Below are 22,166 nucleotides of genomic sequence, written 5' to 3'. Positions count from 1 at the left end.
GGCCGATCAGTATAGCGATTCGGCGGTCAAGCCTCGCAGACCGCCGCGACGGCTAGAGCCGCTGCAGCCAGTCCTGCACACCCTGCTCGATTTCGACGTAAGCGCGAGCGAAGGCTTCACGGGGGTGACGGTACGGGTCGTCGACGTCGGCATTGTCGCGCCACTTGCAAACCTTGTGCACACGCCCGCGCAACTGGGGGTAGCGGCGGGTCACCCAGTCGGCATGGCCCTGATCGAGCACCAGGATCAAGTCGGCCCCCTGCAGCATCGGCTGGGTCGCCTGCTGTGCCCGATGGGCCGCAATATCCAGGCCGTTGGCCCGCATGACGGCGACCGAATGTGGATCAGCTGGCGCGCCGATGACCGCCGCTGTCCCCGCTGAAAATACCGTGCGCCCCGGCAATGCGGTGCGCAGCAGCCCTTCGGCGATGGGACTGCGACAGATGTTGCCGGTGCAAAGCACGGCGATACGATTGAACATGCGATTGAGACGGTGGATCGATGAAACCGCTACGGTATCAGCACCACCTTGCCGGTGACGCTACGGGCTTCCATGTCCTGCAGGGCGCGAGCCGCCTGCTCCAGTGGATACCGCGCGGAGATCACCGGCTTGAACCGCCCTTCCTCGTACCAGGCGAACAGCTGGCGGAAATTCTCGAGGTTGCGTGCCGGCTCGCGCACCACGAACGCGCCCCAATGCACGCCGACTGCGGCCACCTCTTTGAGCAGCAGGCGATTGGCCGGCAACTGGGGAATGGTGCCTTCAGCAAAGCCCACCACCAGATAGCGCCCCCCCCAAGCCGCGGCCGACAGGCAATCCTGCGCCAGCGGGCCGCCGACCGGGTCAAAGATGACATTGGCGCCCTGTCCCTTGGTCAGCCCCTTGACCGCCTCCTTCAGCGACACCTGGCTGTAGTTCACGGTTTCATCGGCACCGTGGGCCTTGGCCAGCGCCAGTTTGTCATCAGTGGAGGCGGCAGCGATCACCCGCGCGCCCATCAGCTTGCCCAGCTGTACCGCCGCCAGGCCGACCCCGCCGGCCGCCCCCAGCACCAGCAGGGTGTCGTCATGGTGCAAACGCCCACACTGCACCAGGGCATGGATCACGGTGCCGTAGGCGAGCGCGAAACCGGCCGCCTCGTCCATCGGCATGTCGGCCGGGATCGGCAGGCAGGCATCGGCGGCAGCGATGGCCTCGCTGGCATAACCGCCAACCGACACCAATGCGGCCACCCGATCGCCCGGCTTCAGGTGACGCACTTTGGCGCCGACCTCCAGCACCTCGCCCGCGACTTCGGCGCCGGGAATGAACGGTGGCTCGGCACGCAGCTGGTACTTGCCCTGGATGATCAGCGTATCGGGGAAGTTGACCCCGGCGGCGGCCACCCGCAACAGGACCTCGGTGGCACCGGGCTTGCGCGCCGGCAGGGTCTGGAGCTGCAGGCGGTCGGGGCCGCCCAGTTCGGTACAGACGATGGCGCGCATGAACGGTACACTCGGATCAGAAAGGCCCTGAAGCTAGCCGATGAGACCAACGGCGCCAAGTCAGCCGACCAACGGCCGCCCTTCATGACGAAATTGCTTGCAATTTCTGTGCCGTCGGGACCTACAATCCCCCCATGACCTTTCTCCTTCGCCAGCCATGAACATGCGGGCCTCGCTCGGCCTGCGCATGGGGCAGTCGCTGACCATGACGCCCGCGCTGCAGCAGGCGATCCGCCTGTTGCAGCTGTCCAGCCTCGATCTCCAGCAGGAGATTCAGCAGGTACTGGAATCCAACGTCATGCTGGAGGCTACCGAGTCCGACCCGCTTGATGTCGAGATCCCCGCTGCCGACAACGAGGACGAGGCCGCGGAAGCGGCGGCGGCCACCGAGGTGCGCGGTGATGCCGAGACCCTGCCGGAAGATCTGCCGGTCGATGCCGAGTGGTCCGATGTCTGCGACATGGATCCCGCCCCCACCAGCGGTACGCCGGACGATGACCTGCAGGCCTTCCTCGATGCCAATATCAAGGGCGAAAGCTCGCTCTACGACCATCTGCTGGAACAACTGCAACTGGCCGACCTCGACGACCGCGATGGCGACATCGGGCTGCACCTCATTGATGCCGTCGACAGCGACGGTTACCTGCGCGACTGGGAGGAGCTGCTGGCACTGCTGACCGACCGCTACGGCGTCTCGGCGGCGCATGTCGAGGCGGTTTTGCGCACCGTGCAGGACTTCGACCCCGCCGGCGTCGCCGCCCGCGACCTACGGGAATGTCTGCTGTTGCAGCTGTGGCTGATGCCGGCCCGCACCCCGGGCATCCAGGCGGCCCTGACGCTGGTCGACCACCACCTACCGCTCGTCGCCCGCCGCGACCCGGTCGCCGTCGCCCGTCAGACCGGGCTGCCGGTGGCCGAGACCGACCAGGCCCTGACCCTGATCCGTACGCTGCAGCCCCATCCCGGGCGCCCTTTTGCCGCACACGAGTCCGATTACATCGCGCCGGATGTCTTCGTGGCCCGCGAGAAAGGGCGCTGGCGGGTCTTCCTGAACCCGGAACATACGCCCAAATTGCGGGTCAACAGTGAGTACCAGCGCTTCATCAAGCGCGCCGACAGTTCACGGGACCAACTCATGCTCAAGGGGCACCTGCAGGAAGCCCGCTACTTCATCAACGCCCTTGAAAGCCGCAACGAGACCCTGTTGCGGGTCTCCCAGTGCATTGTTGAAGCGCAGCGCGCTTTCCTGGAATATGGGGACGAGGCCATGCGTCCGCTGGTCCTCCGGGATGTATCCGAACAATTGGGGATTCACGAGTCCACCGTGTCGAGAGCCACCGCCCACAAGTATCTGCACACGCCGCGCGGGCTGTTCGAGCTGAAGTATTTCTTTTCCAGCCATGTCACCACCACCGAGGGTGGCACGGCATCGGCCACCGCCATCCAGGCCATGATCAAGCGCCTGATTGCCGCGGAACCTGCCGAAAAACCCCTGTCCGATTCCGCCCTCGCCGAGCACCTGCTCGGCGAGGGTATCCAGGTTGCCCGTCGCACGGTGGCCAAGTACCGCGAAGGGCTTGGCATCGCGCCGTCGCACGAGCGCAGGAGCGTGTGGTCATGAGCGGTTGACCCGCGCTTTTTTCCACGCCGGGGACCCCCGGCACTTCTCGTAGGAGTTTCAGATGAACCTCAACATCTCTGGGCACCATGTCGACCTCACCCCCGCACTGCGGACCTACGTGCAGGACAAACTCAAGCGGGTCGAACGACATTTTGATCACTTGATCAGTGCCGAGATCGTGTTGACGGTCGAGAAAGAACGACAGAAAGCCGAAGCCACCGTTCATGCCTCGGGTGCCGACCTGCACGCCGAAGCCACTGAGCCCAACATGTACGCCGCCATCGACATGCTGATGGACAAGCTCGACCGCCAGACCCGCCGACACAAGGAAAAGGTTCGCGACCACCACCACGCCGAAGCGCATAAGCGGATGGCCTTGCAGTAAACTTCGGCCTCCAGGGCCCGGCTTCGCGGCCGGGCCTTTTTTGTGACAACGAGAACGTATTGCTATGACCATCAGCGAGATTCTGGGGGCCGATCGGGTGGTATCGGGCCTGACCTTCACCAGCAAGAAGAAAGCTCTGGAAGAGCTGTCCAAGCTGCTGGCCAAGGGAGAGCCCTCGGTTGCCAGCACCGACATCCTCGCCAGCCTGGCCGGCCGCGAGAAACTCGGCAGCACCGGACTGGGCCATGGCGTGGCCATCCCGCACGGTCGCATGGCCGGTGTCGAGTCCAGTGTGGGGGCCTTCATGCGCCTCAAGCACCCCCTCGACTACGACGCCCATGACGCCAATCCGGTTGATCTGGTATTTGGCTTGATGGTGCCGCAGAACGCCAATGAAGAGCACCTCAAGCACCTCGCCGCGATCGCCGAGATGTTCTCCGACGAGGCCTTCTGCAAGAAGCTGCGCGCGGCCGAGGACGATGCCGCGCTGTACACCCTGATTGCCCGCTATCAGCCGGCCAACTGACGCCCCGACTGCAGCCTTCACCCTGCATGGCGTGTTCATGCAGGTGTTCGGCACCGGCGTCCTGCTGACCGGCGTCAGCGGCGTCGGAAAGTCGGAGCTGGCATTGGAGCTGCTGGCCCGCGGGCATGTACTGATCGCCGACGACGCCACCGAATTCGCGCGTGCCGGCGACTTCATCATCGGTCACTGTCCGGCGGTGCTATCGGGATTTCTGGAAGCCCGCAGTCTCGGCATCCTCAATGTTCGCAAGCTCTACGGGCGCCGCGCCGTGCGGCCGCGGGCGCGGCTGTCGCTGCTGATCCAGCTCGATGCTCCGGGCGAGCCGCTGACCACCGGGATGGAGCGCATCAGCGGCCAGCGCAGCGAACGCCTGCTCGGCGGCCTGAACATCCCCACGGTCTCGATCCCGATCCGCCTCGGGCATAATCTGGCGGTACTGGTGGAAGCGGCCTGTCGCGACCACCGGCTACGCGAAGCCGGCTATCGTGCCGACCGCGACTTCACCGCCCGCCAACTGCGCGCCATACGCAACGCCCGCCCATGAAACTCGTGATCGTCAGCGGCCTGTCCGGAGCCGGCAAGACCGTCGCCCTCAAGCAGTACGAGGACCTCGGCTATACCTGCATCGACAACCTGCCCCTGACCCTGCTCGACACCCTGGTACTGGATGCGCTGCGTCAGGACCCGCCGCGCTACGCCTCGCTGGCGCTGGGCATCGACGCCCGCGAGTTGCCCGAAGAGATCGAGCAGTTCACCCGCCACCTCGAGCGCCTGCGTGAGCAGGGCGTGGACTACCGCGTCCTGTTTCTCACCGCCGACGACGCGGTATTGCTGGCCCGCTACAGCGAAACCCGCCGGCGGCACCCCCTGTCGACGCCACAGCGCCCGCTGAAGGAAGCCATCGAGCGCGAACGCGTCCTGCTCAAGCCGATTGCCGATGCTGCCGATGCGGTGATCGACACCTCCGACCTCAACCTGCATGTCCTGCGCGAGCGGATCCAGGCCGAGGTGCCCGGCGGCGGCCGCGACAAGCTGTCGCTGACCCTGCTGTCGTTCGGCTTCAAGAATGGCACGCCGCCGGATGCCGATTTCGTGTTCGACGTCCGCTGCCTGCCCAATCCGCACTGGCAACCGACGCTACGACCGCTGACCGGTCGCGATGCACCCGTCGCCGAATGGCTGTCGCAACAACCGCTGGTGCCGGCCATGCTCGATGATCTCACCGGGCTGTTGCAGCGCTGGTTGCCGGCTTTCCGCAGCCAGGACCGCGCGTATCTCACGGTCGCCATCGGCTGCACCGGCGGCAAGCATCGGAGTGTCTACCTTGCCGAGCAACTGGCCACCCGCCTGCGAACCGGGCCCGAGCCCCTTACCCTGCGCCACCGCGAACTGGAGCGGCACCATGCTTGAATGCTGCCTCCCTTCACGGGGTGACATCCCATGAGCGTCGGCCTGCTGCTCGTCACCCACGGCAAGATCGGCCATCTGCTGCTGGAAACCATGCGCGAGATGATCGGCGAGCTGCCGCTGTCCGCCGATGTGCTGGAAGTTCGGCGCGTGCAATCGCACGAGGTGCTGCTGTCTCAGGGGCAGAAAATGGTCGAGCGTCTCGACAGCGGTGACGGCGTGCTGCTGCTCACCGATGCGTTCGGCTCCACCCCCAGCAATATCGCCAACAAACTCGGCGCCCTGACCGACCTGCCGGTGGTCGCCGGCGTCAACCTGCCAATGCTGGTGCGCATCTTCAACTATCCGCAGAAATCGCTGCCGGCCCTCACCCAGTGCGCGGTGGAAGGCGGACAGCGGGGCATTCTGCAATGCCCGCGACCGCCATAAGGACAACAACATGGAACGCACTGTCGACATCGTGAACCGCCTCGGCCTGCACGCACGCGCGGCCGCCAAACTGGTGACCCTGGCGAGCAAGTTCGAGGCCGATATCCAGGTGCGCAAGGATGCCCGCCAGGTCAGCGGCAAGTCGATCATGGGGGTGATGATGCTGGCCGCTGCCAAGGGCAGCCAGATCACCCTGATCGCCGAGGGTGCGGACGCCGAAACCGCCCTTTCGGAGCTGGCGGCGCTGATCGCCGACCGCTTCGGCGAAGAGAACTGAGGCGCCACCGTGAGCCTCTGGCTATCCGGTATCGGGGTCTCGCGCGGCTTCGCCATCGCGCGCATCCAGAAGCTGCACGGCGGCGACCTGGAAGCGCCCGAGTACACGCTGGAAGACGACCGCGTCGAGCCCGAGATCGCCCGCTTCTACAGCGCGGTGCAACGGGCCCGCGAACAGCTGCGACAGGTCCGCAGCCAGATCCCGGTCGGCACGCCGGGCGATGTCGGCGCCTTCATCGACACCCACCTGCTGATGATGGACGATCGCTCCATCACCGAGGCAACGGTGCAGCTGATCCGCGACCAGAAGCTCAATGCCGAGGCCGCCCTGCGCCGCTCGCGCGATGCCCTCACCGCTGTATTCGAGCAGATGGACGACGCCTATCTGCGCACCCGCAAGGACGACGTCGAGCATGTCTGCGGCCGCATCCTGCGCATCCTGCTGAAGAGCGAGCGTCAGCTGCCGGTGAAGGGCGATGGCCCGGAGACCGGCATCATCGTCGCTGACGACATCACCCCGGCCGACATCATCCTGCTGGCGCAACAGAACGTCGCCGCCTTCGTCACCGAATACGGCGGGCCGTTGTCGCACACCGCCATCCTCGCGCGCTCGCTCGGCATCCCGGCTATCGTCGGCCTGCGCGACGCCCGCAAACTGCTGCGCGACAGCGAATGGGCCATCGTCGACGGCGAGCTCGGGCATCTGATCGCCGATCCCGACCCGGACACCATCGCCGCCTACCGGGCGAAACAGGCAGCGCAGGCTGCCTACCGCGCCGGCCTGGTCAAGCTCAAGGGCGAACCGGCGATCTCCCACGATGGTGTCCGCTGCCATTTGCTGGCCAACATCGAGATGGCGGCCGATGCCGCCGAAGCCACCGCCAATGGTGCCGAAGGGGTGGGCTTGTACCGGACAGAATTCCTGTACATGAATCGCAAGTCGCTACCCACCGAAGAAGAGCAGTACGACGCCTACGCCAGCATCGTTTCGGTGGTGAAGGGGCCGATCACCATCCGCACCCTCGACCTCGGTGCCGACAAGCAGGTCGACTCCGGCCGCAGCCAGGGGCCGACCCCCAACAACCCCGCGCTGGGGCTGCGCGCCATCCGCCTGTGCCTGAAGGAACCGGAGCTGTTCCGCACCCAGGTCCGCGCGCTGCTGCGCGCCTCGCGCCACGGCCACATGCAGATCATGCTGCCGATGATCTCCAGCCTGCAGGAGTTCCGCCAGGCGCTGGCCTTGATCGACGACGTTCGCGACGGCCTGCTGCGCGAGGGCCACACGCTGGCCCAGGATGTCCCGGTGGGCGCCATGATCGAGGTGCCGGCCGCCGCCATCGCTGCGCCCATCCTCGCCCGGCAGGCGCGGTTCTTCTCCATCGGCACCAACGACCTCATCCAGTACACCCTGGCCATCGACCGGGTCGACGACGAGGTGAACTACCTCTACGACCCCCTGCACCCTGCGGTGCTGCGGCTGATCCAGATGACCATCGACGCCGGCGTGCAGGCCGGCATCCCGGTGGCAATGTGCGGCGAGATGGCCGGCGATCCCAAGTACACCCGTCTGCTGCTGGGCCTGGGGCTGACCGAATTCTCGATGCACCCCGCCAACGTGCTGGAGATCAAACGGATCATCCGCGACGCCCCGGTGAACGATCTGCGCCGGCGCGTGCGGCGCTTGATGGTGAGCACCGATATCCAGGAAATGCAGGAGCTCATCGCAGGGCTTGACGCCTGACATCGGGCGCACAGAACCCGATCTTCTTTGGTTACGCCTTGTCCCGCCCGCAACAGGGACAATAATGGTCTCCCTTCCATCAGGAGCAGACCATGAGCGTGCGACTGGGCGATATCGCCCCCGACTTTGAAGCCGACACCACCGAAGGCCGCATCCGCTTCCATGACTGGGCGGGCGATCACTGGGTGGTGCTGTTCTCCCACCCCAAGAACTACACCCCGGTCTGCACCACCGAACTGGGGTACACCGCGAAGTTGAAAGGCGAGTTCGACAAGCGCAACGTCAAGGCCATCGGACTGTCGGTCGACAAACTGGAAGACCACCACGGCTGGAGCCGCGACATCGAGGAGACCCAGGGGGCAGCCCTCAATTTCCCGCTGATCGCCGACGCCGACCGCACCGTGTCAAATCTCTACGACATGATCCACCCCAACGCCAATGACACCCTGACGGTGCGCAGCGTGTTCGTGATCGATCCGAAGAAGAAGATTCGGCTGACCCTCACCTACCCCGCCAGCACCGGCCGCAACTTCGACGAGATTCTGCGGGTCATCGACTCGCTGCAGCTCACCGACGGCTACAAGGTGGCAACCCCGGTGAACTGGCGCAAAGGGGAGGACGTCATCATCGTCCCGGCAGTCAGCAATGATGACGCCAAGACGCTGTTTCCGAAGGGCTGGAAAGAGCTCAAGCCCTATCTACGGTTGGTGCCCGACCCCAATGCCTGATCGCCACCGACAGGATGAAAACGGGCAGCCCGCGGGCTGCCCGTTGGGCTTGGGGATTGCAATGACGACACCAGCCACGGCGACAGCAGACTAGACCGCGCCACCGGCCTCCAACAGGTCAGCCAGTGCCTCGGCGATCCGCGCGTACCCACGTTCGTTCGGGTGCACGCTATCCGACTTCAGGCGGCCATTTCCCAACACCTCGACCAGCACCTCGCCCTGCAGTGGCAGACCGCGCGATACGGCCAGCCGGGCGTAGAGTGGCTCAGCGCGCAGCGCAATACCGCTGATTTCCGGCACCGCCAGCAACACCACCGGAATGCCGCGGCCTCGGATCTCGTCGACCATCACCGCCAGGTTGTCGGCCAGTGCCGTACGATCCAGACGCCGTAGAAGATCGTTGCCGCCAAGGCAGAGAATCACCAGGTCCGGCTGCGTGTCATCGAGGACCCCCGGCAAGCGTGCGCGGCCCTGTGCCGATGTCTCGCCCGGCACGCCTGCATTGATCACCTCGCGGCCGATCAGTGCTTCCAGCCGCGCGGGATACGCCGCTTCGGCTGGCGCACCGGTGCCGTAGGTCAGGCTGTCGCCAAAGGCGAGGATAACGGCATCGGTATCGAGCGGCGGCAGTGCGGGGACGTCGGGGGTATCGCGACTGCAGGCGGTCAGCCAGAGCAGGCCGATGATCATCAGGCCAGTACCCCATGCCTTAGCGCTCGGCATTCATCCAGCCCGGAATATCATCTCGCGTCATGGCTTCAGTATGCGACAAACCGGAAGCCGGGCGCGTGGCCACCTCGTCGCGCCCCACACAACCCCGCCTGAGCCACGGACGACTCCGCTAGAAGAGAAAACTCACGCCGACACGAAGATCGTCCAACTCCAGTTCCTCCCCCGACTCCTCCAAGCTAGTCATCCGGTAGTCTGCGAGAAGACCAATCACCTCGGACACCTGCGCCCGCACGCCGAGGTGAAACTCGGGGCCGTCCACGTCGTCGACTTTGACGATCCCCGCCTTGCCAAACAGGGTGAGCGTTTCCGAGGGGCGAAACTCGACCCCAACGTGGCCCATCGGACCATCACCCGATAGTGAAAAGACGCCGATATCGATATCGGCGTCGATATAGCCGCCTTCTAGGGTCAGGTTGACACCGGCCGACAAGGGAAGTGCACCAATTACCCGAAACCGGAGCTGGGAGATCTCGATGGGCACATCATCCATCTCCACTTGCTGGTACTCGGCACCCACGAACAGCTGATCAGCGACCATGAACCTGCCCTGCGCGCCAAAGCCGTCGCCATCCACGCTGACCGAGTCGATGGAATCGGATACCTCGAAATCAGCACTCGGGATATAGAACAGATCCACGGCATTCCCACTGCCAGCGGCATATCCCGGAATGCAGCCGAGCGCGACACCTGCAACCAAAAGACCTGACATCTTCATTGTTTCGACACTCCCTGTTTACACGCCCCAAAGGCGCTGCGTATCGACTACGGAACCCATCGAGTCGCTCTGAATATCCCTTTCATTTCCGCCGCGACTCGCTGTCGCCCTGACGCCTATATCGCCCATCAAGAGAGATGTCGCAACCCGATGAATCATCTCACTTGCTCTTTTATTTACGCATTCCTGACGAATGCCTCATATCGCGTTTTCGACAAGAAGAATTTCACACCCAGCACACCAAACAGGGGCCGTCGACGTCGGACCGGCAGCATGAAAACCGTGGAGATTGCCTGCCGACACAAGGCAGCCCGTCGATGGATCGGCCCACGGCACTTCAGGTGAGACCTATCAGCGCGCGGAATACGCATCCTGAGCATGAAATCTGGTTCGATTTACCTGCGCTGCCGCGATCGGCTGACAACGCTTGGTCGTCAATCCGACAGCGCACCGGTCACTCGGCCTTCAGGGCCACCACCGTCTTCCCCGTCAACACCCGCAACACCACCACCGACAGCACACCGCAGGCGGCGATGGTCAGCGCCATCGGTTTGGCGGTGCCGTCATGGAGGTGGGCGACGACGCTGCTGGCGAGCGCGGCGAGGCCGTATTGCAGGGTGCCAATGAGGGCGGCGGCCATGCCGGCGCGGTCGCCGAAGGGGGCCATGGCGGCGGCGGTGGAATTGGGGAAGGTGAAGCCGAGGCTGGTGATGCAGCACCACAGCGGCACCAGCGCCAGCGACAGGCCGCCCAGGCCGGTCCAGATGACGACCGCAAGCACCACGCCGAACACGGCGAAGGCGGTGAGGGCTGCCTTCAGCACCTGCTCGCTGCGGAACCGGCGCAGAGCCCGATTGTTGAGTTGCGACCCCAGGATCAGGCCGAAGGCATTGACGCCGAACAGCAGGCCGTACTCGGTCGGGGACAGGCCGTAGACGTCAATGAAGACGAACGACGACACCGCAATGTAGGCAAACATGCCGGACTGGGCGATGCCGCCCGACAGCGCGTAACCCATGAAACGGCGATGCCGCAGCAGCCGCAGGTAGCCGCTCAGCACGCGTCCAAAACGCAGGGTTTCGCCGGGGCTTGCCAGGGTTTCCGGCAACAGCCGGGCGCTCGCCACCAGGCAACCGACGGCATACAGCACCAGGATGATGAACACCGCCTGCCAACCAAAGGCGACGAAGATCCAGCTGCCGAACACCGGCGCCAGGATCGGCGCCACTCCCATCACCAACAGCAGCAGCGATAACACCCGCGCCATGTCCTGGGGCGTGTAGAGGTCGCGCACCACCGCCCGCACGATCACCATGCCCGAGCAGCCCCCCAGTGCCTGCAGCAGACGCAGCACGATGAGACTGTCGATATCGGTGGCGAGCGCACAGCCCAGCGCCGAACCGGCATACAGGGCGAGGCCGAAGAACAGCGGCTTGCGACGGCCGATGCGATCGGAGATGGGCCCGTAGAACAACTGCCCGAGGGCCAGCCCAAGAAAGTAGGCCGACAGCGTCAGCTGGGCCTCGGCCTCGGTCGCCCCGAGATGCGACTGGATGGTCGGCAGGGCCGGCAGATAAAGATCAATCGACAGCGGCGCGATCGCGATGATCGCCCCCAGCAGCAGAATCCGACGGCGCTCAATGGCATCCATGCGCCATTGTGCCGGATGCGCCCCGAGAGGACCCGCCCCGACGGGCACCGAATCCGCGGCTAGCGCCGTGCTTCCAGCGCCTCCCAACGGGCGTAGGCCGCCGCCAGTTCGGCCTCGACCGCACTGAGGCGCCGTTGTGCCTCGGCGATCTTCTCCGCTGGCTGGCTGAAGAACTCGGGCTTGCTCATGGCCTCCCCGAAGGCAGTCTGCTCGGCCTCCAGCTTCTCGATGCGGCGCGGCAGTCGGTCGAGTTCGCGCTTGTCGTCACTGCTCAGGGCCGCCCGTGACGGCGGTGTCGACACGACGGGGGTCTTGGCGGCCGGTGCCGGCCTGGGTGCGGCGGTGGCCGTCGGTGCCGCGGGTGTCAGGCGCGCCACTGCTTCGGCACCCCGCTCCCGCAACCAGTCTTCGTAGCCGCCCACCACCTCGGCGACCCGCCCATGGCCTTCAAACACCAGGCTGCGTGTCACCACGCGGTCGAGAAAGGCGCGGTCGTGGCTGACCACGATCACGGTGCCGGCGAAGTCGCTGACCAGCTCTTCCAGCAGCTCCAGCGTCTCGACATCGAGGTCGTTGGTGGGTTCGTCCAGCACCAGCAGGTTGGCGGGGCGCGAGAACAGGCGCGCCAGCAGCAGGCGGTTGCGTTCGCCGCCCGACAACGCCCGTACCGGCGAACGTGCCCGGTCGGGGGTGAACAGGAAGTCCTGCAGGTAGCTGATGACGTGCTTGGCCTTGCCGTTGATCTCCACCTGGTCCTTGCCGTCGCCGATGTTGTCGAGCACGGTGGAATCGGGGTCGAGCTGCGCCCGCAACTGGTCGAAGTAGGCGATCTCCAGCTTGGTGCCCAGCTTCACCTGCCCCGCCGTTGGCTGCAGCTTGCCCAGCAGCAGGTGGATCAGGGTGGTCTTGCCGGCGCCGTTGGCGCCGATGATGCCGAGCTTGTCGCCACGCAGCAGCGTCGTGCTCAGGCCGCGAACGATGCTGCGCTCGCCCCAGGCGTAGTCGACCCCGGTCAGCTCGGCCACCAGCTTGCCGCTGCGCTCGGCTTCCTGCACCACCATGTTGGCGGTGCCGGCCTGGTTACGGCGCTGGGCGAACTGCTGGCGCATCTCGATGAGCCGTTTGACCCGGCCCATGTCGCGCGTGCGTCGGGCCTGTACGCCCTTGCGGATCCAGACTTCCTCCTGCGCCATCTTCTTGTCGAACAGCGCCCGCTCCTGCGCCTCGGCATGCATCCGCTCTTCACGGCGCCGCAGGAAGTTGTCGTAGTCGCCCGGCCAACTGGTGAGGGCACCACGATCCAGTTCCAGAATGCGGGTCGCCAGCGCACGGAGGAAGGCGCGGTCATGGGTGACGAACAGGATGGCGCCGGGGAATTCCTTGAGAAAGCCTTCCAGCCACTGAATGCTGGGGATGTCCAGATGGTTGGTGGGTTCGTCCAGCAGCAGCAGATCGGGTTCGCCGACCAGCGCCTGGCCCAGCAGCACCCGGCGCTTCATGCCCCCCGACAGGCTGCCGAAATTGGCATCGCCCGGCAGCTCCAGCCGCTCGACGATGGCGCCGATGCGTTCTTCCAACAGCCAGCCGTTGTCGGCGTCGATACGCGCCTGCAAGGTGCCCATGCGCTTGAGGTCGGGGTCGGGGTCCATTGCCAGGTGGTGATATTCGGCCACCACCGCGCCGAGATCCCCCAGGCCCTGCGCCACCAGATCGTAGACGGTGATGTCGGCGGCGCGCGGCACGTCCTGCTGCAGACGTGCGATCTTCACCCCGGTGGTGCGCACCACCTCGCCCTCTTCGGGCTTCACTTCACCGCTGGCGACCCGCATCAGCGTGGATTTACCAGCGCCGTTACGGCCGATCAGACAGACCCGCTCGCCCGCCTCGATGGTGAAGTTGGCGGCATCCAGCAGCACGGTGCTGCCGAGGCGCAGGGAGACGTCACGGAAGGCGAGAAGCATGAAATATGGTGCCGGGTGAGGGATTTGAACCCCCGACCTTCGGTTTACAAAACCGCTGCACTACCACTGTGCTAACCCGGCAAGGGGCCCGTTGGGGGCGCCAGTGTAGGCAATGCCGCAGCGACTGTCAGCCGGAACCCCGGAACCGGCGGGCGCCTCAGGTGGTTTGCCCTGCTCAGGGCGCTGCCCGCAGGGCCGCACGGTCGGGCACCGCGAAGCGGCCCTGCAGTGCGACCAGTTGTTCGAGGTGGGCGGCCGCAAGTTGTTGGAGCAGGCGACGTCCGCCGGGGGTGGGGTGTACTTCCACGCGTCGGGCATCGTCCGGGTGCCGGCGGCGCTCGACCAGACCCAACGCAACACAGCGATCGATCAGTGCCACCGTGCCGTGCGGGCTCGACTGCAGCGACTCTGCCAACTCCCGCACGCTGGCCCAGTCGCGACCGGGCCGGGCCTGGGTCTGCAACAGCAGCTGATACTGCAGCGGCGTTACTCCAGCAGCCTTCGCCAGCCGCTCGCTCTCTGCCAGAAATCGCCGCAACTGGTAGCGGAACTCGCCAATCACTTCGTACTGCCGCTTGGTTGGCCTGGGCATTGCCGGGCACCTCCTGCTTCGTGCCAATACATCATAACTTGATATAACTGCCGAAGCCTTCGTCGGCCTGCCTACTGGAGAACACCCGTGCCCCTGAGGACCGCGCTCACCACTCTGCTGGAGATCGAGCTGCCCATCATCGGCGCACCGATGGGCGGCGTCGCCGGCGCTGACCTGTGCGCCGCCGTGTCACGGGCCGGGGGCTTCGGCATGATCGGCGCTGGTTACGGCGACCTCGACTGGATGCAGACGCAGCTGCGGATGCTTCGCGAACATCGGCTGAGCACCCCCTGGGGCATCGGCCTGATCAGCTGGAGCAGCTCGCCGGCGCTGCTGGACCTGGTGATCGATGCCCGCCCTCACGCGGTGATGGTGTCTTTCGGCGACAGCGATTGGATTCTCGACCGTCTGCGGCAGGCCGACATCCCTGCCATCACGCAGGTGCAGACCGTGGCGGCCGCCCGCCTTGCCCGTGACGCTGGCGCAGATCTGATCGTCGCCCAGGGCACCGAGGCCGGCGGCCATGGCGGCAGCCGCGCCACCCTGCCGCTGGTCCCGGCGGTGGTCGATGCCGTGACGCCGACACCGGTGGTGGCGGCCGGTGGCATCGCCGATGGTCGTGGTCTTGCCGCGGCGCTGACGCTGGGCGCCAGCGGAGCGCTGATTGGCACCCGCCTGTATGCCTCCGATGAAGCGCTGGGCCACCCCCGCATCAAACAGCGCCTGCTCAGTGCGGGGGGTGATGACACCTGCCGTACCCGTGTATTCGACATCGTCCGCGGGCTGCGATGGCCTTCGGGCTATACCGGGCGTGCGGTCCGCAACCGCTTCATCGACCGGTGGCAGGAAAATGAGACTGCGCTGGCACGGCAACGCTCGCAGGTCGCCCCGGTCTTTCAGGCGGCCCAGCGGGCCGGCGCCGCAGACACCGGCATCGTCTGGGGTGGCGAGGGTCTGGACCTGATCACCGCCATTGCGCCCGCCGGCGACATCGTCCGCCAGCTCGCGCACGAGGCCGAGCAACAGCTACGACGGGCATATGCGCAGCTCAGCCAAACCGACGCCTAGCGGGAACGCTCAGGCATCGCCACCGGCAAACCCGCTGGCAAGCGCCCTGACGATCTCCTCAACCGTCTGCATCGTGGTCATCGCACTGATGCCCTCGCCGGCGTACAGCGGCGTCACGTCCACGTCTCCGGCGGCCATGTCGCGGGTCTTGGAAACGGCTGAATAGAGGGGGATGGAAAGGCGCTGCAAGGGGGTCATCGCCGCCACCTGCGCCAGCGTGATCACGCTTCTGGCCGGCACCGTGAGGGTATTGATCCATTGCAGCCAGCGCGGCCCCTCGGGTCGTTTGCGACACCAGCGACGGGTGGCGGCATTCGGCACCACCCGGTGGTAGGCCGGCCAAGCCAGCCCGAACAACAGGGTCCGCAGTGTTTCGTCGGCTGCCAGCAGACGCGCTTTGTAGTCGGGGTGCGCACCGCTCTCCGGGGCAAGCAGGAAACGGGTGCCCGAGACCACGCCATCGGCACCCATTCGCCGTGCTGCTGCGGCACCATGGGCATCGTGGATGCCGCCCGCTGCCAGCACCGGCAGGCCCTCGGCCATCGCCTTCACCGCCGGCACCAGATCGCGCAGAGGGACATTGCCGCCAAGATGGCCACCGGCCTCGACACCCTGCGCGATCAGGCCATCGACGCCGTCGGCCACGGCCCGCGATGCCTGATCGAGATTGCCCACCTGGTGCCAGACGTGGATGCCGGCCCGTTGCAGACGCCGCACCAGGGCGGCATCAAAGCCGTAGAACATCACCACCACCGTCGGCCGGGTCTCGACACAGGCGGCCACATGCGCGGCGCGGACGAAAGGCATCAGCAGATTGGCGGAAAAGGGGCGTTCGCCGAGATTCTCGCGTGTCTCTACCAGCGCGGTACGGAAGGCCGCTGGCGGCAGGATTCCCACCGTGCCCAGTCCACCGGACCGGCTGACGGCGGTTGCCAGCGGCGCATCCGACAAGCCGCCGCCCATCCCGGCCTGGACCACGGGCACCTGCATGCCCAGTTCGCGAAACCAGTGCTCTGGCATCTCTTTCTCCCTTGCTGAGTTGCTGCCCTCAATCCTTGGGCAGGAATCCGAAACGGCAGCTTCGTCCGCCGCGCACCATGCATTCGCGGTGCTCCACCGCCTGGCCAGTGGCTGCTTCCAGAAACGCGAGATCGAACTCACAAACCGCCGGGAACCGCTCCGCCAGTTGATGAAACACGCAGTTGTGCGCGCGGATCTCCGGCACCCCCGCCGGGCCCGGCTTCACCGCGGCCTCGTAGCCGGCGCCGCGCATCGCGGCAGCCGTTGCCGCCAGTGACAAGGGCCCGCGCTCTGCCCCGGCCTGCCGGGCCGCCCGCGCGCCCATGCGCCGCATTGCCGCCTCGAGCGCCTCCGCACCGACCACCTCGCCGATCTCCTCGATCAGGCTTTCCGCCAGGTCTCCATAGCGCCGGGGAAAGGCCTCACGGCCGACGCTGGTGAGCTGGTAGAGAATTTCCGGGCGGCCGCGCGTGCGCTGGGTGCCGGCACGCTCGACGAACCCATCGCGTTCCAGTGCGGCCAGATGCTGACGCACTGCATTGGTGGTGATGCCCAGGGCCCCCACCAGATACTCCACGGTGCCACCATCCGGCGCGTGCAGCAGCAGCTCCAGCACCCGTCGCTGACTGTCGCCGCAGCGCTCCAGCAGGCTGGTCGCCATCATGCCGACAGCCCTCCATCGACCAAGGCCGTCACCCCCTCAGAGAACGCCATCCCGCAGGTCCTCCCGGAGATGTCCCATCGGCACATGGACCTGATCAATAACGGCATAGGCAGCATGGTTGTGTATCGATTCATGGTTTTCGGTCGCCACACTCAGATACTGCGGGTCGAGCTTGCGCTGCAGTGAGAGATACAAGTCCCTGACCAGATCCTCGGCGAACTTCGGATTGTCGTAGGCCGCCTCGGTCACGGCCTTCTCGTCCTCGCGCTTGAGAACAGCGTACACGCCGCAGGATGCCTGTTCATCCACCAGGCTTGCGAGTTGCGCCACCGACGGCAGTTGCGCCGCGCGCAGCGTGACCGACACCTGCGAGCGCTGGTTGTGCGCCCCGTATTGCGAGATCGCCTTGGAACAGGGGCACAGGGTGGTCACCGGCACGTGCACACGTAGCTGGCACACCGGCATCCGTCCCGCTTCGTGAACATGCACCCAGGCTTCCACTGCCAGCTCCAGCAGTGAATGGCGCCCACTGGCCGGCGCCGATTTCGAAACGAACCAGGGGAAGCGGCAGTGGATGTGACCGCTGTCAGCGTCCATGCGCCGCAGCAGGTGGCGCACGGCGCTGTCGAGGTGTCCGAGATCCAACGGCTGTGCCAAGGCATGGGCAGCCTCGACCAACCGGGACATGTGGGTGCCGCGCTGCGCGGCCGGCACACCCACCGCCAGATCAAACCGCACCACCGTGTCGCAATGGCTTTGATCCACATCGATCACCCGGGCCGGCAGACTCAGGCCACTGACGCCGGCGCGGGTCACGGCCAGGCCGCGCGGGTCAGCCAAGGATTGGGTATCGGGCAAGGGCGAGGGGTGATCGATGTGATTCATGAGGGCTCAGCGTGGTGGGTTTCACAAATAATATAAAACAGTTGAAACTGTGTAAAGTAGTATTTAGCATTCGCCACGATGTCTGCCCCTATCGGTGTTTCGGGTCGACATCATTTCCATTCCAGCCCGGAGGCCTGCACATGACCCACCCCACATTCCCCACCATTGCGTTTGCTCCCGCCCGGCGCGCGTTCCTTTCCCGCAGTGCCGTGTTGTCGGCGACCGCCGTCGCGATGCTCGGTGGCGCCCCGCTGCAGGGTTTCGCCGCCAGTCACGGCAGCGAGGCAGCGGCCAACGATCTGGCCATTCTCAACGTGGCTCTGGGGTTGGAGCACGAGGGAATTGCCGCCTATCAGATCGGCGCCGAAAGCGGCCTGCTGTCAAAGCCGCTGCTGGACGTCGCGGTGTTGTTCAAGGGCCACCATGAAGGCCACCGCGAAGTGCTGGTGCAGGCCATCGAAACCCTGGGCGGGCGCCCGGTCGAGGCGGCACCGATGGCGACCTACCGGGACAGCGGCAAGCTCAACGTGAAGTCGATTCGCAGCGCCGAAGACATTCTGCGCCTCGCACAACGACTGGAGTTGGGTGCGGTGAACGCCTATCTGGGAGTGATCCCCAGCTTCGGCGATCGCAATCTGGCGCGGGTGGCCGGCACCCTCATCGCCGACGAGGCCCTGCACTACACCGCGCTGACGCAGGCCCTCGGCGAACCCTTGCCACAGCAGTCGATGAGCTTCGGCGGCTGAACGCCCGGCCCCTGCCACCCCTGGGCTGCCGTGCCGGCGTCGGCCGGCAGCCCCTACGGAGACGCCTGACCATGTCTCGCCGCTGCCCCTCCCTGCTCGGTGTCACCCTGCTGTGGTCCGCAGCCGCCTTCGCGGAACGGGATGCCGACCTTGGCGAGGCCCTGTATGCCGCCCGCTGCGGCGCCTGCCATGCGGTGGACGACAATGGTCCGGGGCCGATGCACCGCGGCGTCGTCGGCTGCCGCGCCGGCACACAGCCCGGCTACGACTACTCGCCCGCGCTGTCGGCGGCAGACCTGATCTGGACTGCGACGACCCTGGACCAATGGCTGGAAAACCCGGATGCGCTGGTGCCCGGCAACCACATGCGTGTGCGGCTGGCCGCCGACGCCGACGACCGTGCAAACCTGATTGCCTATCTGCAGCGCATCAGCCAGACGCCGGGACGTTGCCAGCCCGCACACTGAACGGCAGCCGCGCCTTCGCACGCGGCCGCCGCCCATCGGCATCACCCCACACAGCAGGCATCGAGCTGACGCCCGATCTCCGCCGGATCGAGGCCGGAGGCGAGCCCGATCAGCACCAGCTCGGATCGCGGCGTGGCGCCGCGCCAGGCGCCGCCGTCGATGCAGGACGCCTGCCCGCCGACCTTCTGGTAGAGCGTGGCCAGCGGGTAGTGCTGGAAGTTGATGAAGCCCTTGGCGCGATAGACGGTATGACTCAGTGCGTGGAGGGTGCGATTGAAGTCACTACGCCGCACCGGGCGCTCGCTGCTCCACACCATGCTGGTGAACGGGTGGGCGCGGCTGTCCATCGTCGGTTCGGGACGGAACAGGGCCTGGCCCTGGCGGCTGGCACCCAACAGAACGGCCAGCGGCACGGCGCCATCGTCGGCTTCGACAAGGGCGATGCCGGGCCGCAGGGTTTCGATCATCGCCCGTACCGCCTGCACCTGCGCGGCGCCGGCCGCCGCCGCCCGGTTGATCACCACCATGTAGGCCCCACCCACCTGCCGCTGGAACAGCGCGGCGTACTCGGTGTCGCGGGCATCCAGCGCATGCAGGGCATCGACCACCGTCACCACGTTTTCGAGGAAGATGTCGCGACGCACCGGGGACTGATTGAAGGTGCAGAGGATGTTCTCGGGGTCTGACACCCCGCTGGTTTCGATCAGCAGATGTTCAGGCCGCGGCTCGGCGTTCAACAGTTGTGTCACGCCGGCGATCAGGTCGTCGCGGATCGAGCAGCAGATGCAGCCGTTGGCCAGCTCCACCGTCTGCCCTTCCACCTTGACGATCAGCTGGGCATCGATGTTGAGATCCCCGAAATCGTTGACCAGCACGGCGATGCGGCGCCCTTCACCCTGCATCAACAGACTGTTGAGCAGGGTGGTCTTGCCGGCGCCGAGGAAGCCGCCGATCAGGGTCACCGGCAGCGGCTGGCGATCCCCGGTTCCGTGCGCATCCGAATACCGCGCCAGCGGATCGCGCATCAGCATCGACGGGCTCACGCGCGTGCGGGCTTCTGGTAGTCGCCGGTGGTCGCCACGAAATCGATGAACCAGTCGAGGCTCTCCGGGTTCATCATCGCATCGCGGCTGGCGGCCTGATCCACCGGCCAGCCCATCAGCAGCTTGCGCACCGGCACTTCCATCTTCTTGCCGGTGAGTGTGTAGGGCACCTTCGGCACGGCGTAGATCCGGTCCGGCACGTGCCGCGGGCTGCAGTCGGAACGCAGCTTGGTGTTGAGGGTGTTGACGAGGGCCTCGTCCAGCACAAACCCCGGCTTGAGCTGCACGAACAGCGGCATGAAGAAGTGGCCACCGTCGAGTTCGCAGCACACCACCACGCTGTCGGCCACCGCGTCCACCTGCTCCACTGTCCGGTACACCTCGGCGGCACCGATGCGCACACCGAAGCGGTTCAGCGTGGAATCACTGCGACCGTAGATGTAGCAACCGCCGCGGGCATTGATCTTGATGAAATCACCGTGCCGCCAGACGCCCGGGAAATGCTCGAAGTAGGCCTCGTGGTAGCGCTTGCCGTCGGTATCACCCCAGAAGAAGACGGGCATGGACGGAAACGGCTTGACGCACACCAGTTCCCCCACTGCATCGACCTGCGGCTGGCCGTCATCACTCCAGGACTGGATGTCCATCCCCAGGCAGCGGCACTGGATCTCGCCGGCATGGACCGGCAGCGTCGGCGAGGCGCCGACGAAGGCGCTGCCCACTTCGGTGCCGCCGGACTGCGAGGTGACCCACAGGTCTTCCTTGACGTTGTCATAGAACCACTTGAAGGTTTCCGGCGTACTCGGCGCACCGGCCACCAGCACCGCCTCCAGGGCGGAGAGATCGAAGTGATCGCGCGGCCGCAGCCCGGCCTTTTCCATCATCTGCACGAAGGTCGGGCTGGCGCCGAAGTTGGTCGCCCCGGTGTTGGCGGCCAGCGACCAGAGGAAGTCCAGCCCCGGATGCACCGGGCTGCCGTCGTACTGGACGATGGCGGCACCGCGCAGCAGCGACGACACCAGCAACTGGTACATCGCCCAGCCGGTGGTGCTGTGGAAGAACATCACCTGGCCGGGGGCCAGATTGAAATGGAAGGCGCTGAGCTTGAGGTGCTCCACCAGCTGCCCGACATGGTTGTGGGTAATCGCCTTCGGCAAACCGGTGGTGCCGGAGGAGAACATCACCCACAGCGGGTGCTGGTTGTCGACGCGCTCATATTGGAAAGCCTCCGGCGGTACGGCCGGGCCGGACAACGCCTCAGCCCAGCACAGCGCATCGGGCACCGGCGGTGTGCTGCGGTCCGGCTGCAGGTAGGGCAGCCAGATCACCTGCTCCAGAGTGGGCAGACCGGCGACGATCTGCTGCACTTCCGCGGTACGGTCGAAGTCCTTGCCGCCGAAGCGGTAGCCATCGCTGACGAAGATCAGCTTGGGTTCGATCTGCGACAAGCGGTCCACCACCGTGCGGATACCAAACTCCGGCGCGGTCGATGACCACACCGCCCCTACCGCGATGGTGGCAATCATCGCCAACGTGGTTTCCGGCACGTTCGGCATGTACGACACCACCCGGTCGCCGGGGCGTATCCCCATCGCCCGCAACCGCGTCGCCAGCACGCGCACCTGATGTCCGAGCTGCTGCCAGCTCATCCGGTCCAGCGGGCGGTTCTCGGTCTGGTGGAAGATGGCGGTCTCGCCCTCGGCCGCCTTGGCCTCATACCGCAGCAGGTGTTCGGCATAGTTGACGCGGGCGCCAGTAAACCACCGCGTCTCCATCATCCCCTCGCCTTCCCGCACCGGGGTCGAGGACCCGTCCGCCTGAATGTCGAAGTAGTCCCACAAGGCCGACCAGAATCCCTCGGGCTCGGCGACCGACCACTGGCGCAGGGTTTCGTAGTCGGCAATGTCGAGGTCGCGGGTCCGCCGTAACCAGTCCATGAACTGTGCGAGCTGCGACCGCGCCGCATATTCGGGCCGCGGTGACCACAACCATTGGCCTTCAGTCACTGCCATGTCGTCTTTCTC

Annotated in this window: 24 protein-coding genes and 1 tRNA gene; 12 read left to right on the top strand and 13 right to left on the bottom strand. The window is 66.0% G+C overall.

Annotated features, from left to right (window positions below):
* Positions 1-52 precede the first annotated feature (52 nt).
* Both JN531_RS09260 and JN531_RS09255 read right to left on the bottom strand, forming a co-directional pair.
* Entirely contained in the window at positions 53-481 is a 429-nt protein-coding gene (locus tag JN531_RS09260) for a low molecular weight protein-tyrosine-phosphatase (protein WP_228348586.1), read from the bottom strand.
* A gap of 29 nt (positions 482-510) precedes the next feature.
* Positions 511-1,485, bottom strand: a complete 975-nt coding sequence (locus JN531_RS09255) for an NADPH:quinone oxidoreductase family protein (RefSeq protein WP_228348585.1) — start codon at positions 1,483-1,485, stop codon at positions 511-513.
* A 163-nt stretch (positions 1,486-1,648) separates the two neighbouring features.
* Here JN531_RS09255 and JN531_RS09250 point away from each other — a divergent pair, with 163 nt between their 5' ends.
* The 9 genes from JN531_RS09250 (at position 1,649) to JN531_RS09210 (ending at position 8,598) form a co-directional block, all read left to right on the top strand.
* Positions 1,649-3,106 carry an RNA polymerase factor sigma-54 gene (locus JN531_RS09250; RefSeq protein WP_228348584.1) on the top strand — a complete coding sequence of 486 codons (1,458 nt, stop codon included), beginning with the start codon at positions 1,649-1,651 and terminating at the stop codon, positions 3,104-3,106.
* Positions 3,107-3,167: 61 nt separating this feature from the next.
* Complete coding sequence (hpf, locus tag JN531_RS09245) at positions 3,168-3,491, top strand: ribosome hibernation-promoting factor, HPF/YfiA family (protein ID WP_228348583.1); 324 nt, start codon at positions 3,168-3,170, stop codon at positions 3,489-3,491.
* 64 nt (positions 3,492-3,555) lie between these two features.
* Positions 3,556-4,017, top strand: a complete 462-nt coding sequence (locus JN531_RS09240) for a PTS sugar transporter subunit IIA (protein ID WP_228348582.1) — start codon at positions 3,556-3,558, stop codon at positions 4,015-4,017.
* Entirely contained in the window at positions 3,992-4,561 is a 570-nt protein-coding gene (locus JN531_RS09235) for a hypothetical protein (protein ID WP_228348581.1), read from the top strand. Before JN531_RS09240 ends, JN531_RS09235 begins: the two co-directional genes overlap by 26 nt.
* Positions 4,558-5,427 (top strand): RNase adapter RapZ, encoded by an 870-nt coding sequence (gene rapZ / locus JN531_RS09230; RefSeq protein WP_228348580.1) that lies wholly within the window; start codon positions 4,558-4,560, stop codon positions 5,425-5,427. The genes JN531_RS09235 and rapZ overlap by 4 nt, the downstream gene beginning before the upstream one ends.
* 30 nt (positions 5,428-5,457) lie before the next feature.
* On the top strand, positions 5,458-5,853 hold the full coding sequence (locus JN531_RS09225) for a PTS sugar transporter subunit IIA (protein WP_228348579.1): 396 nt from the start codon (positions 5,458-5,460) through the stop codon (positions 5,851-5,853).
* Between the two features lie 10 nt (positions 5,854-5,863).
* Positions 5,864-6,130 (top strand): HPr family phosphocarrier protein, encoded by a 267-nt coding sequence (locus JN531_RS09220; protein WP_228348578.1) that lies wholly within the window; start codon positions 5,864-5,866, stop codon positions 6,128-6,130.
* A gap of 9 nt (positions 6,131-6,139) precedes the next feature.
* Positions 6,140-7,870 carry a phosphoenolpyruvate--protein phosphotransferase gene (gene ptsP, locus JN531_RS09215; RefSeq protein WP_228348577.1) on the top strand — a complete coding sequence of 577 codons (1,731 nt, stop codon included), beginning with the start codon at positions 6,140-6,142 and terminating at the stop codon, positions 7,868-7,870.
* A gap of 92 nt (positions 7,871-7,962) precedes the next feature.
* On the top strand, positions 7,963-8,598 hold the full coding sequence (locus tag JN531_RS09210) for a peroxiredoxin (protein ID WP_228348576.1): 636 nt from the start codon (positions 7,963-7,965) through the stop codon (positions 8,596-8,598).
* A gap of 90 nt (positions 8,599-8,688) precedes the next feature.
* On the opposite strand, the gene JN531_RS09205 is transcribed toward JN531_RS09210, so the two are convergent.
* From JN531_RS09205 to JN531_RS09180, 6 genes are all read right to left on the bottom strand, one after another.
* The gene (locus tag JN531_RS09205) at positions 8,689-9,288 is read right to left on the bottom strand and encodes an arylesterase (RefSeq protein WP_228348575.1); all 600 of its coding nucleotides are present in this window, start codon (positions 9,286-9,288) and stop codon (positions 8,689-8,691) included.
* Between the two features lie 151 nt (positions 9,289-9,439).
* Entirely contained in the window at positions 9,440-10,045 is a 606-nt protein-coding gene (locus tag JN531_RS09200; RefSeq protein WP_228348574.1) for an outer membrane beta-barrel protein, read from the bottom strand.
* A 454-nt stretch (positions 10,046-10,499) separates the two neighbouring features.
* Positions 10,500-11,696 (bottom strand): Bcr/CflA family multidrug efflux MFS transporter, encoded by a 1,197-nt coding sequence (locus JN531_RS09195; RefSeq protein WP_228348573.1) that lies wholly within the window; start codon positions 11,694-11,696, stop codon positions 10,500-10,502.
* A 59-nt stretch (positions 11,697-11,755) separates the two neighbouring features.
* Positions 11,756-13,657 carry an ATP-binding cassette domain-containing protein gene (locus tag JN531_RS09190; protein ID WP_228348572.1) on the bottom strand — a complete coding sequence of 634 codons (1,902 nt, stop codon included), beginning with the start codon at positions 13,655-13,657 and terminating at the stop codon, positions 11,756-11,758.
* A 6-nt stretch (positions 13,658-13,663) separates the two neighbouring features.
* Positions 13,664-13,738, bottom strand: a tRNA-Thr gene (locus tag JN531_RS09185).
* 94 nt (positions 13,739-13,832) lie between these two features.
* Positions 13,833-14,249 carry a MarR family winged helix-turn-helix transcriptional regulator gene (locus tag JN531_RS09180; RefSeq protein ID WP_228348571.1) on the bottom strand — a complete coding sequence of 139 codons (417 nt, stop codon included), beginning with the start codon at positions 14,247-14,249 and terminating at the stop codon, positions 13,833-13,835.
* A gap of 87 nt (positions 14,250-14,336) precedes the next feature.
* Between JN531_RS09180 and JN531_RS09175 the strand changes: the two genes are divergently transcribed.
* On the top strand, positions 14,337-15,317 hold the full coding sequence (locus JN531_RS09175; protein WP_228348570.1) for an NAD(P)H-dependent flavin oxidoreductase: 981 nt from the start codon (positions 14,337-14,339) through the stop codon (positions 15,315-15,317).
* A gap of 9 nt (positions 15,318-15,326) precedes the next feature.
* Here JN531_RS09175 and JN531_RS09170 read toward each other — a convergent pair whose 3' ends face one another.
* The 3 genes from JN531_RS09170 to folE2 are packed head-to-tail and all read right to left on the bottom strand — an operon-like array spanning position 15,327 to position 17,886.
* Positions 15,327-16,337 (bottom strand): NAD(P)H-dependent flavin oxidoreductase, encoded by a 1,011-nt coding sequence (locus JN531_RS09170; protein ID WP_228348569.1) that lies wholly within the window; start codon positions 16,335-16,337, stop codon positions 15,327-15,329.
* Between the two features lie 28 nt (positions 16,338-16,365).
* Complete coding sequence (locus JN531_RS09165) at positions 16,366-17,001, bottom strand: helix-turn-helix transcriptional regulator (protein WP_228348568.1); 636 nt, start codon at positions 16,999-17,001, stop codon at positions 16,366-16,368.
* 36 nt (positions 17,002-17,037) lie between these two features.
* Positions 17,038-17,886, bottom strand: a complete 849-nt coding sequence (folE2, locus tag JN531_RS09160; protein ID WP_228348567.1) for a GTP cyclohydrolase FolE2 — start codon at positions 17,884-17,886, stop codon at positions 17,038-17,040.
* 140 nt (positions 17,887-18,026) lie between these two features.
* Between folE2 and JN531_RS09155 the strand changes: the two genes are divergently transcribed.
* Positions 18,027-18,632, top strand: a complete 606-nt coding sequence (locus JN531_RS09155; protein ID WP_228348566.1) for a ferritin-like domain-containing protein — start codon at positions 18,027-18,029, stop codon at positions 18,630-18,632.
* A 71-nt stretch (positions 18,633-18,703) separates the two neighbouring features.
* The gene (locus JN531_RS09150; RefSeq protein ID WP_228348565.1) at positions 18,704-19,099 is read left to right on the top strand and encodes a c-type cytochrome; all 396 of its coding nucleotides are present in this window, start codon (positions 18,704-18,706) and stop codon (positions 19,097-19,099) included.
* A 41-nt stretch (positions 19,100-19,140) separates the two neighbouring features.
* Here JN531_RS09150 and JN531_RS09145 read toward each other — a convergent pair whose 3' ends face one another.
* Together JN531_RS09145 and JN531_RS09140 are read right to left on the bottom strand one after the other, a co-directional pair.
* Positions 19,141-20,142 (bottom strand): CobW family GTP-binding protein, encoded by a 1,002-nt coding sequence (locus JN531_RS09145; protein ID WP_228348564.1) that lies wholly within the window; start codon positions 20,140-20,142, stop codon positions 19,141-19,143.
* Positions 20,139-22,154, bottom strand: a complete 2,016-nt coding sequence (locus JN531_RS09140) for an acetoacetate--CoA ligase (protein WP_228348563.1) — start codon at positions 22,152-22,154, stop codon at positions 20,139-20,141. The genes JN531_RS09145 and JN531_RS09140 overlap by 4 nt, the downstream gene beginning before the upstream one ends.
* Positions 22,155-22,166: the final 12 nt, after the last annotated feature.

Origin of the sequence: Flagellatimonas centrodinii (assembly GCF_016918765.2) — a bacterium.
Classification (GTDB): Bacteria; Pseudomonadota; Gammaproteobacteria; order Nevskiales; family Nevskiaceae; genus Polycyclovorans; species Polycyclovorans centrodinii.
Note: the sequence above shows the minus strand (reverse complement) of the source record. Positions and strands in the feature narration are given on the sequence as shown.

Excerpts from the sequence above, each read along its gene's own strand:
- JN531_RS09190 (WP_228348572.1), bottom strand. The coding sequence starts at position 13,657 with ATGCTTCTCGCCTTCCGTGACGTCTCCCTGCGCCTCGGCAGCACCGTG.
- hpf (WP_228348583.1), top strand. The coding sequence starts at position 3,168 with ATGAACCTCAACATCTCTGGGCACCATGTCGACCTCACCCCCGCACTG.
- folE2 (WP_228348567.1), bottom strand. The coding sequence starts at position 17,886 with ATGAATCACATCGATCACCCCTCGCCCTTGCCCGATACCCAATCCTTG.
- rapZ (WP_228348580.1), top strand. The coding sequence starts at position 4,558 with ATGAAACTCGTGATCGTCAGCGGCCTGTCCGGAGCCGGCAAGACCGTC.
- JN531_RS09205 (WP_228348575.1), bottom strand. The coding sequence starts at position 9,288 with ATGATCATCGGCCTGCTCTGGCTGACCGCCTGCAGTCGCGATACCCCC.
- JN531_RS09225 (WP_228348579.1), top strand. The coding sequence starts at position 5,458 with ATGAGCGTCGGCCTGCTGCTCGTCACCCACGGCAAGATCGGCCATCTG.
- JN531_RS09210 (WP_228348576.1), top strand. The coding sequence starts at position 7,963 with ATGAGCGTGCGACTGGGCGATATCGCCCCCGACTTTGAAGCCGACACC.
- JN531_RS09240 (WP_228348582.1), top strand. The coding sequence starts at position 3,556 with ATGACCATCAGCGAGATTCTGGGGGCCGATCGGGTGGTATCGGGCCTG.
- JN531_RS09140 (WP_228348563.1), bottom strand. The coding sequence starts at position 22,154 with ATGGCAGTGACTGAAGGCCAATGGTTGTGGTCACCGCGGCCCGAATAT.
- JN531_RS09250 (WP_228348584.1), top strand. The coding sequence starts at position 1,649 with ATGCGGGCCTCGCTCGGCCTGCGCATGGGGCAGTCGCTGACCATGACG.
- JN531_RS09260 (WP_228348586.1), bottom strand. The coding sequence starts at position 481 with ATGTTCAATCGTATCGCCGTGCTTTGCACCGGCAACATCTGTCGCAGT.
- JN531_RS09165 (WP_228348568.1), bottom strand. The coding sequence starts at position 17,001 with ATGATGGCGACCAGCCTGCTGGAGCGCTGCGGCGACAGTCAGCGACGG.
- JN531_RS09195 (WP_228348573.1), bottom strand. The coding sequence starts at position 11,696 with ATGGATGCCATTGAGCGCCGTCGGATTCTGCTGCTGGGGGCGATCATC.
- JN531_RS09255 (WP_228348585.1), bottom strand. The coding sequence starts at position 1,485 with ATGCGCGCCATCGTCTGTACCGAACTGGGCGGCCCCGACCGCCTGCAG.
- JN531_RS09200 (WP_228348574.1), bottom strand. The coding sequence starts at position 10,045 with ATGAAGATGTCAGGTCTTTTGGTTGCAGGTGTCGCGCTCGGCTGCATT.
- JN531_RS09180 (WP_228348571.1), bottom strand. The coding sequence starts at position 14,249 with ATGCCCAGGCCAACCAAGCGGCAGTACGAAGTGATTGGCGAGTTCCGC.
- JN531_RS09155 (WP_228348566.1), top strand. The coding sequence starts at position 18,027 with ATGACCCACCCCACATTCCCCACCATTGCGTTTGCTCCCGCCCGGCGC.
- JN531_RS09170 (WP_228348569.1), bottom strand. The coding sequence starts at position 16,337 with ATGCCAGAGCACTGGTTTCGCGAACTGGGCATGCAGGTGCCCGTGGTC.
- JN531_RS09150 (WP_228348565.1), top strand. The coding sequence starts at position 18,704 with ATGTCTCGCCGCTGCCCCTCCCTGCTCGGTGTCACCCTGCTGTGGTCC.
- JN531_RS09220 (WP_228348578.1), top strand. The coding sequence starts at position 5,864 with ATGGAACGCACTGTCGACATCGTGAACCGCCTCGGCCTGCACGCACGC.